The organism is Streptomyces thermovulgaris (assembly GCF_002155915.1).
In the GTDB taxonomy this organism is placed as follows: domain Bacteria; phylum Actinomycetota; class Actinomycetes; order Streptomycetales; family Streptomycetaceae; genus Streptomyces; species Streptomyces thermovulgaris.
On the sequence record NZ_MUME01000295.1, the window covers coordinates 1 to 8,669 of the forward strand.

Genomic DNA, 8,669 nt, shown 5'->3' on the forward strand with positions numbered 1-8,669 from the left:
GCGCGGGAGGTCGTGGCGAGCGGCGAGGCCCAGGTGGCGTCCTTCGGCTACAGCGACGAGGACGCGTTCGCGGTGGGCCTCACCTGCGGGGGCGAGATCTCCGTCCTGGTCAGGCCGGTGAGCCCCGAGACCGACCCGGCCTTCGGCGCGGTCGCCNNCGCCACCGTCCCCGGCCACACCGCGAGCGTCGCCCCGCGCGGGGCGACGCTCGCGGTGTGGCCGGGGACGGTGGCGGGCACCTTGGGCACGCCCGGCCTGGACGCGGCGGTGACCGCGGACGCCCGCGGTGAACTCGCCCTGGGGGCCACGGGGCTGAGGCACTACGGTCCGCACGGCGAGCGCCGCGAGGACGCCGTCACGGTGTTCCTGCACTCCTTCGCCCCGCCGCCGCGGATGCTGGTGTTCGGCGCGATCGACTACGCCGCCGCGGTGGCCCGCATCGGGGTCTTCCTCGGCTACCGGGTCACGGTGTGCGACGCCCGCCCGGTGTTCGCCACGCCGAAACGGTTCCCCGCGGAGGCGGAGGTGGTCGTGGACTGGCCGCACCGCTATCTGCACGGCACGGACACCGACGAGCGCACGGTGATCTGTGTCCTCACCCACGATCCGAAGTTCGACGTGCCGCTGCTTCAGGAGGCGCTGCGCCGGCCGGCCGCCTACATCGGGGCGATGGGCAGCCGCCGCACCCACCGCGACCGGATGAAGCGGCTGGTGGAGGCCGGTCTGACGGAGGAGGAGCTGTCCCGGCTGCGTTCCCCGGTGGGCCTGGACCTGGGCGCCCGCACCCCCGAGGAGGTGGCCGTGTCCGTCGCGGCCGAGATCATCGCGCTGCGCTGGGGCGGCACCGGTGCCCCCCTGAGCGAGACCTCCGGGGCCATCCACGCGGCCGACTCCGTCTGAGGCGACGAAGCGAGGAGAGACGAGGAGCTGACGCCATGGAACTGCACCACGAGTTCACCGTGCCCGTCCCGGTCGACGACGCCTGGCGGGCGCTCCTCGACATCGAGCGCGTGGCGCCCTGTCTGCCGGGGGCCACCGTGGAGGAGTTCGACGGCAGGACCGTGACCGGGTCGGTCAAGGTCAAGCTGGGGCCGATCACGGTGACGTACAAGGGGACGGCGGTCTTCGAGGAGCAGGACGAGAAGGCCCGTCGTCTGGTGCTCGCCGCGAGCGGCCGGGAGACGCGCGGGCAGGGCACGGCGCGGGCCACGGTCACGGGCACCCTGGAGGAGCGGAACGGCGCCACGGCGGTGTCGGTGCACACCGATCTGACGGTGACCGGCCGTCCGGCGCAGTTCGGACGCGGGGTGCTGGAGGAGGTGGGCGACCGGCTGGTCGGGCAGTTCGCCGACTGTCTGTCCGAACGGCTCGCCGGGGCGTCGTCGGCCCCGGCCGCCGAGGGCGCCGTGGCGGGCGGGGCCGGGGAGGTCCGTGAGCGGCCCGCGGCGGAGCGTGCGGAGTCCGAGCCGCTCGATCTGCTGCGCACCGCCGGTGCGCCGGTGGCCAAGCGGGCCGCCGTGGCGGTGGGCGCGGCCGCCGCCGTCGCGCTGCTGATCATGGGCGTACGCCGGCTCCGGCGGCCCTGACGCGCCCGCGGGCCGGGGCGGGCCGTCCGTTCCTCGGGTGCGCATGAGTCGTCAGTCGACCGGCGTTGCCCTTGTGACCTGTGGTTTCTCTGTTCCGGAATTCTTCCCGTCCGGGGGATTTTTTTCCTTGATCACCGGTATGAGTCCGCGGAGGGACGGGTACGCGCGCCTGCGACGGATGAGGCATGCATGACCTCTGCAGCACATGTGCGGCACATCCTCGCCGGAAGGAGGTCCGTGACAGCGCACACTCGCAGCGCCCGGGCCGCTTCCGCACACGGGGCGGCCCGGATCTCACCGAACAGCCGGACACGAGAAAGGGAAGAGTGACCGGGGCGACCCCTGAAGGGGCCGCCCTTTTCGTGTGCCGCTTCCGTGCGCCGTTTCTGTGTGTCACCGGCTGCCGCGCCGTGCGGGCCGGCGCGGCAGCCGGTGCAGTTCCACGGCGGTGAGGCGGCCGCCGGCGACGGTGGCCGTCATGTAGGTGCAGTGGGACTGGCGGCGGCGGTCGGTCGGGGACCCCGGGTTGAGCAGGCGCAGACCGGTGGGCGCGGTGGTGTCCCAGGGGATGTGACTGTGCCCGAAGACCAGGACGTCGAGGTCGGGGAAGCGGGCGGCGCAGCGGGCCTCGCGGCCCCGGGCGGGCCCGGTCTCGTGGACGACGCCGAAGCGCAGCCCGCCGAGATCGGCGCGGGCCACCTCGGGCAGACGGGCGCGCAGCCCGGGTCCGTCGTTGTTGCCGTACACGCCGATCAGACGGCGGCTGCGGCTCTGCAGCAGGTCCAGGGCGGCGGTGTCGGCCCAGTCCCCCGCGTGGAGGACGACGTCGGCCCGGGGAAGCTCGGCGAGCAGGGGTGCGGGCAGCTCCTTGGCGCGCCGGGGCAGATGGGTGTCGCTCACCAGCAGCAGCCGCACCGCGGTCAGTCCTCGCCACGCACGATGTTCCACTCGGGGCCCGTGCGGTTCCGGGGCGGTCCGGAACGGTCCTCGACGGCCGGGAGCCAGGTGCGCACCTTCTTCCTCCCGAGGCGGCGGGCCTCCGCCCAGCCCGTCTCGGGCTGCTGGGCGGCGGGCCTTCGGGTGGCGCGCCCGGTCGCGGTGTCTCCTCGTCCTTCGTTCTCGTCCTTCATCGTCTCTCCGCCCGTGTCCTTGTCCGTGCCCTTGTGTCCTTGTCCGTGCCCTTCGGGCCCCGGCCGGGTCCCCCCGAGGGGCCGGGGCAAACCCGTGCGGTGCGCCCGCCCCGGGTCACCGGCCGCCGGGGCCTCCGCTGCCGAAGGAGCCTCCGGAGTTCCCGTCCCAGCGCGGGCGGCTCTGGTCCGCGCTGGGCCTGCTGCCGGAGGAGCCGAGCTCGTGCGGGCTCAGCCGCCGGCCGGTCTCCTCGGCGCGGGGCACCTCGGCGGGCTCGCGCCGCTGGTGGGTCTCGTGGACCGGTCCGGACTCGGGCAGCGTCGGGTGCTCACCGCTTCGGGGGGTCCTGGGCTCGTTCCGTTTGACCCCGATGCCGAGCCGGACGGCCCACACCAGGGCGGCGGCGATCACCAGGCCGCCGCCGACGACGACGGCGCTCCCGAGGACCGAGGCCGCGGCGGCTGCTTCGTACCAAGAGGCATTCATGGGGCCGCGGGTACCCGGCCCCGGCCGGCGGATGCCCGCGGAACCGGCCGGGCGCGGCTTTGGCCCGGCCGCATGGCCGGGCCCGTCCCCGTCGGCACCGGTCCCGTCACCGGCGGCGGCACACGTGCCCGGTGCGTGCTTCGCGGCCGGCGGCGGGGTTCATGTCCCGTCCGGGGCGCCGGCGGCGTCCTGTCCCGTCCCCCCGGCCGAGCGGGCCGCCCGTACCACCTCGGCCTCGACCTCGGCGCGGGACCTGCCCTCGTCGCTCGCGTACTCGCCCAGGGCGGCCTGCAGATCACGGACCAGGTCGCGCCAGGCGCGCCACGCCGTCTCGTACGTCTCGCTCTGGGGTCCGGCCCATCGCTCCTGCGCGGGCGATCCGTAGTTCTCACGCAGCTGCTCGACCCGGGTGTGCGCCTCGTCGACCGCTCGCTGCTTGGCCACGAGCTCTTCGAAGGTGTGTGACACAGCCCAGGACCCTAAGCACCCGGGGTGCGCACGGCGCCCGCGACCTGCCGTGACCGGGGCGTGGCGCACCCGTGTGGCGGCCTCGCGCGGTCCACGGGTGGTCCGTGGGCGGGTCTCACGACCCGATCAGCACCTCGCACCACACCTGCTTGCCGCCGCCGACCGGCACGGCGCCCCAGGCCTCCGACACGGCCTCGACGAGGAGGATGCCGCGGCCTCCGGTGGCCTCCCAGCCGATGCCGGTCGGCTTGACGGGGGTGCGGGGCGAGTTGTCGGCGACGGCGATGCGCAGTCTGCCGTTGACGAGGGTGAGGTCCAGCCGGACCTGACCGCCGGTGTGCACCAGGGCGTTGGTGACCAGCTCGGAGACGACGAGGAGGGGGACGTCGATGTCCGACACCCCCCAGGAGCGCAGGGTGCGCCGGGTGAAGCGACGGGCGTGCCGGACCGCCTCGGGCACCCGCCACACCGTCCAGCTCTCCCTGAGCGGGCGGACGGCCATGCCGTCGTAGCGCATGAGGAGCAGGGCGATGTCGTCGTTGCGGCGGGCGTCGCCGAGCAGGGCGTCGGCGACCAGGCCGAGGTGGGCGGGGTCGGCGCCGACCAGGTCGCGGCCGAACTGCTCCAGGCCTTCGTCGATGTCCTTGCCGGCGGACTCCACCAGGCCGTCGGTGGTCAGGGCGATCACGGTGCCGGGCCTGAGCCGCATCGGGGTCATCGGGAAGTCGGCCTGGTCCAGGACGCCGAGCGGGGGCCCGCCCTCGGCCTCCACGATCTCGATGCGGCCGTCGGGGTGGCGCAGCACGGGGGGCAGGTGTCCGGCGCGCACGCACCAGGCAGTGCCCTGTTCCATGTCGACGTCGACATAGGTGCAGGTGGCGAACCGGTCGGTCTCCATCTCCAGCAGCAGCCGGTTGGCGTGCGAGACCACCACGTCCGGCGGGTGCCCCTCGGTGGCGTAGGCGCGCAGAGCGGTGCGCATCTGGCCCATCAAGGTGGCGGCGCCCGCGTTGTGGCCCTGGACGTCGCCGATGACGAGGGCCGCGTGGTTGTCGGCCAGCGGGATCACGTCGTACCAGTCGCCGCCGACCTCCAGACCGGCCGTCGCGGGCAGATAGCGGGCGACGGCCTTGGCCCCGGGCAGCCCCGGCAGGCGGCGGGGCAGCAGGGTGCGCTGGAGCATGCCGACGAGCTCGTGCTCGGCGTCGAAGGCCCGGGCGCGCACCAGGGCCTGCCCGGCCAGACCGGCCGCGGCGGTGAGCAGGGCACGCTCGTCGGGGGTGAAGTCGTGCGGGGCGTCCCAGCCGATCAGGCAGACCCCGGCCATGCGGCCCTCGGCGGTCAGCGGCAGGGCCGCGAGGCCTCCGGGGCCGACCCCGGCGAGAGCCGGCTCCAGGTCGGTGCCGGCGGGCCAGATCCGGGCGCGCCCTTCGCGCAGGGCGGCGGCCAGGGTGGGCATGGCCCGCACCGGGGCGTCCGGCCACTCGGTGCGCCACTGGAGGCGCCACAGCTCGGGCCAGGCCTCCGGTTCGGGCGGGGCCAGGGCGGTGACGACGAGACGGTCGTTCTCCAGTTCGGCGAGCGCGATCCGGTCGGCCCGCAGGGGTTCGCGCAACGCGGCGACCACCGCCTGGCTGACGTCGTGGACGGTGCCCGCGGTCGCCAGGGCCGCGGCGAGCCGCTGGACCCGGGCGGCGTCGGTGACACCGGGACGCAGGGTGGAGACGTCGGCGACGGTGCCGACCAGCCGGGCGGGGCGGCCCTCTCCGCCGGGCAGCAGCCGGCCGCGCAGCCGCACCCACCGGGGCGGGCCGGTCGGCTGCAGGACGCGGAACTCCAGCTCGCGCTCGCCGCTGAACATGTGGTCGGCCTCGACCACGGACATCAGCGACGGCAGGTCCTCCGGCACGGTCAGCGCCAGCAGCGTCTCGACCCTGCCGTCGAAACCGGACCGGCTCAGGCCGAACAGTTCGAGAAGGGCGTCGCCGCCCTCCACCCGCCCGCTGTCCGTCGCGAGGCTGAACGCGTCCGGCGGCAGTTCCTCGCCGTGCGTGACCTCGGCGGCGGCGGGGCAGGCGACGGCCTCGGCGATCAGTTCCAGGCACGCCCGGTCCTCGCTGTCGAAACCGACCGGGCTCTCGGTGACGGCGAGCAGGACGCCGCCCTCCGGTCCGCGCAGCGGCAGCGCGGCCAGGGACATGTTCCCGGCGGGCATCCGCCGGGAGTCGGCGCGTTTGGCGAGTTCCTCGGGTCCCAGCCACACGGCCCGGCCGGTGCGGCGGGCGTCGGCGGCCGGGGACCGCCCGGCCAGACGGTAGCTGTCCCTCACCCCGTACAGGGCCCTCGGCACACCGGCCGACTCCGACAGGGACAGCACCTCGCCCGTCGCGCCGGGGACGTACACACCGGCGAACGCCGCGTTGGCGAAGACCAGGGCCTGTTCCAGGACGCGGCGCGACCGGTCGGGGGCGGAAGTGGCGGCGAGCGTCCTGAGGGCGGATTCGGCCCGCAGCGTCCTCGTACTGCGTACCGCAGCTCCCTCACTGACCACGTGGCCATTACAGCGCGTATCACCCGGTTGTGCAGCCCCTGAGACGGTTTCGCAGGATTCCACGGCGCGGGGTGCTCGAAACGTTTCGAACGTGCGGTGGCGCACGCGTTCCGCACAGCGCTCCGGGGCGGACATGCGCTGCTGCTCCGGGGGACGGGCGCGCCGGGCCGGCGGTGCCGGCCGGCCCGCGGCCCGGTTCACCGTGCGGGCCGGGCCGTCAAGGGGGAGTCTTGGACCCAGGGCTCACCGCGCGGCCGAGCGAGGAGGTGGTCGGGCGTGTCCGACGGCAGCACGCCTCGCCGGAAACCGTCGGCCGCCGACCGGACGGTCGAGGGCCCGGTGCTGTCCTCGGCCCTGGCCGCCCTGCTGGACGAGGTCCATGCGCACGCCGGCGCGGTGTATCTGCTGGCGCCCGGCAGGCCGGTGCTGGAGATGGCGGTGATGGCGGGTCTGCCCCGGACGTTCGCCGCCCCCTGGAAGCGGATCGGGCTAAACGCGCCCTTCCCCCTCGCCCACGCGGTGCGCGACCGGCAGCTGGTCTGGATCGGCGGCGAGGAGGAGATGGCCCGCCGCTATCCGCGGACCTCCGTCGTGGCGCCGTATCCCTTCGCGATGGCCGCGCTGCCCCTGGTGACCGGGCAGACCGTGCACGGGGCCGTTTTCGTGCTCTGGCCCGCGTCCCATCCGCCGGAGCTGTCCGACTGGGAGCGCACGCGCCTGACCGCGTCCTGCGACCGGCTCGCGAGGCAGCTGGAACAGGCCGCGGCGGAGAACCGCCCGGTGCGTCCCGGGCCCGATCTGCTCGCCCTGCCCTCCGCGGACGAGGCGGCCGGCGTCCCCGATCCGGCCGAGGCGGCCCGCCTGGTGGCTCGGCTGCCGTACGGGCTGATCGCTCTCGATCCGCACGGCCGGGTCTCCTGCGCCAACCCCGCCGCCGCCGAGCTGATCGGCCTGCCCATGGACAAACTGCTGGGCGCCCCGCTGTGGACGTCGGTGCCGTGGCTGAACGACCCGGTGTACGAGGAGCGCTACCGGGCCGCTCTGGTCAGCCAGCGTGTCATCTCCTTCGTGGCCCTGCGCCCGCCCGGCCACTGGCTGTCGTTCCGGATGTATCCGAGCACCACCGGGCTGAGCGTGAGGATCAGCCGGACCCGGACGGAGGAGGAGGAGCCGAGCCGCGATGCGCCGGAGCCCGGTGCGCAGCGGACCGGGCTGATGACCATCTCGCATGTGCTGAACCTGGCCGGAGGACTGACCGAGGCGGTCAGCGTGCAGGACGTGGTGCGGCTGATCGCGGACGAGATCGCCCCGGCGGTGGGCAGCCAGGCCCTGATGGTCCTCGGCTCGCAGTCCGGGCGGCTGCATGTGCTCGGCCACCGCGGCTACCAGGACCCGCGCGTCGTCGAGATGTTCGACGGGATCCCGCTGAGCGCGCCGACGCCGGGCTCCCATGCGCTGACCAAGGGAGTGCCCGCCTTCTTCGGGTCACGGCAGCAGCTGGAGCGGCTGTACCCGGGCTGTCTCGCGCTGCCCGACGGCTTCGCCGCCTGGGCGTATCTGCCGCTCATCGCCTCCGGGCGCCCGGTGGGCGTCTGTGTGCTCTGCTACGCCGAGCCGCACCACTTCTCCGCGAACGAGCGGGCGGTGCTCACCAGTCTCGGCGGGCTGATGGCGCAGGCCCTGGAGCGGGCCCGGCTCTACGACGCCAAGCACCGGCTGGCGCACGGTCTGCAGCAGGCGCTGCTGCCGCACTCGCTGCCGCGGCTGCCCGGCTTCGACGCGGCCGGGCGCTATCTGCCGGCCACGCAGCACATGGAGATCGGCGGCGACTTCTACGACCTGGTGGCCACCCCGCCGACGGCGGCCGCCGTGATCGGGGACGTGCAGGGGCACAACGTGACCGCGGCCGGGCTGATGGGGCAGCTGCGCACCGCGGTACGGGCGTACACCACGGTGGGCCAGGAACCGGGGGAGGTCATGCGCAGCACCAACCGGCTGCTGATGGACCTCGGGGTCGAACTGTTCGCCAGCTGTCTGTATCTGCGGCTCGATCCGGCGAGCCGTTCGGCCGTGATGTCCCGGGCGGGGCATCCTCCGCCGCTGCTGAGGCTGCCGGACGGACGGGTGCGGGTGCTCGACCTGGCCGGGGGCCCGCTGCTGGGCATCGACGCGGCGGCGGCGTACACGACGACGCGGATCGGCCTCGCTCCCGGTTCGGTGCTCCTTCTCTACACCGACGGGCTGGTGGAGTCGCCGGGGACGGACATCGAGGACGCCGTCGCGGCGCTGGGGCGCCGGCTCGGCGAGGTCGGGGACGCGCCGCCGGACGAGCTGGCCGATCTGCTGGTGCAGCGCTGCATGGAGGCGCGGGAGCGGGTCGACGACGTGGCGCTGCTCCTGCTGCGCATGCGGGGCGACGGGTGACGGTCCGGCCCTCCGGCCGGAGGGCC

At 74.8% G+C, this 8,669-nt stretch carries 8 protein-coding genes; 3 read left to right on the forward strand and 5 right to left on the reverse strand.

Annotated features, from left to right (window positions below; genetic code table 11):
* Together CCN35_RS21525 and CCN35_RS21530 are read left to right on the forward strand one after the other, a co-directional pair.
* The coding region (locus CCN35_RS21525) for an XdhC family protein (RefSeq protein ID WP_086793953.1) at positions 1 to 900 on the forward strand (900 nt) is incomplete at its 5' end.
* A gap of 35 nt (positions 901 to 935) precedes the next feature.
* A complete protein-coding gene (locus tag CCN35_RS21530; protein WP_067388733.1) occupies positions 936 to 1,586 on the forward strand; it encodes an SRPBCC family protein in 651 nt (216 codons plus the stop codon).
* Between the two features lie 393 nt (positions 1,587 to 1,979).
* Here CCN35_RS21530 and CCN35_RS21535 read toward each other — a convergent pair whose 3' ends face one another.
* From CCN35_RS21535 to CCN35_RS21555, 5 genes are all read right to left on the reverse strand, one after another.
* Complete coding sequence (locus CCN35_RS21535) at positions 1,980 to 2,501, reverse strand: metallophosphoesterase family protein (RefSeq protein WP_086793955.1); 522 nt, start codon at positions 2,499 to 2,501, stop codon at positions 1,980 to 1,982.
* 5 nt (positions 2,502 to 2,506) lie between these two features.
* The gene (locus CCN35_RS21540) at positions 2,507 to 2,716 is read right to left on the reverse strand and encodes a hypothetical protein (RefSeq protein ID WP_086793958.1); all 210 of its coding nucleotides are present in this window, start codon (positions 2,714 to 2,716) and stop codon (positions 2,507 to 2,509) included.
* 115 nt (positions 2,717 to 2,831) lie between these two features.
* The gene (locus CCN35_RS21545; protein ID WP_067388727.1) at positions 2,832 to 3,200 is read right to left on the reverse strand and encodes a DUF6479 family protein; all 369 of its coding nucleotides are present in this window, start codon (positions 3,198 to 3,200) and stop codon (positions 2,832 to 2,834) included.
* 159 nt (positions 3,201 to 3,359) lie between these two features.
* Positions 3,360 to 3,668: a hypothetical protein gene (locus CCN35_RS21550; RefSeq protein ID WP_067388725.1), complete on the reverse strand. Its 309-nt coding sequence runs from the start codon at positions 3,666 to 3,668 to the stop codon at positions 3,360 to 3,362.
* Positions 3,669 to 3,783: 115 nt separating this feature from the next.
* A complete protein-coding gene (locus tag CCN35_RS21555) occupies positions 3,784 to 6,219 on the reverse strand; it encodes a SpoIIE family protein phosphatase (RefSeq protein ID WP_245863337.1) in 2,436 nt (811 codons plus the stop codon).
* 276 nt (positions 6,220 to 6,495) lie between these two features.
* On the opposite strand from CCN35_RS21555, the gene CCN35_RS21560 reads away from it, so the two are divergent.
* Positions 6,496 to 8,643 (forward strand): SpoIIE family protein phosphatase, encoded by a 2,148-nt coding sequence (locus CCN35_RS21560; RefSeq protein ID WP_086793962.1) that lies wholly within the window; start codon positions 6,496 to 6,498, stop codon positions 8,641 to 8,643.
* Positions 8,644 to 8,669 lie beyond the last annotated feature (26 nt).

What these genes read in the sequence shown, in the direction of transcription:
- CCN35_RS21530 (WP_067388733.1), top strand. Translation starts at nt 936, where the DNA reads ATGGAACTGCACCACGAGTTCACCGTGCCCGTCCCGGTCGACGACGCC.
- CCN35_RS21540 (WP_086793958.1), bottom strand. Translation starts at nt 2,716, where the DNA reads ATGAAGGACGAGAACGAAGGACGAGGAGACACCGCGACCGGGCGCGCC.
- CCN35_RS21545 (WP_067388727.1), bottom strand. Translation starts at nt 3,200, where the DNA reads ATGAATGCCTCTTGGTACGAAGCAGCCGCCGCGGCCTCGGTCCTCGGG.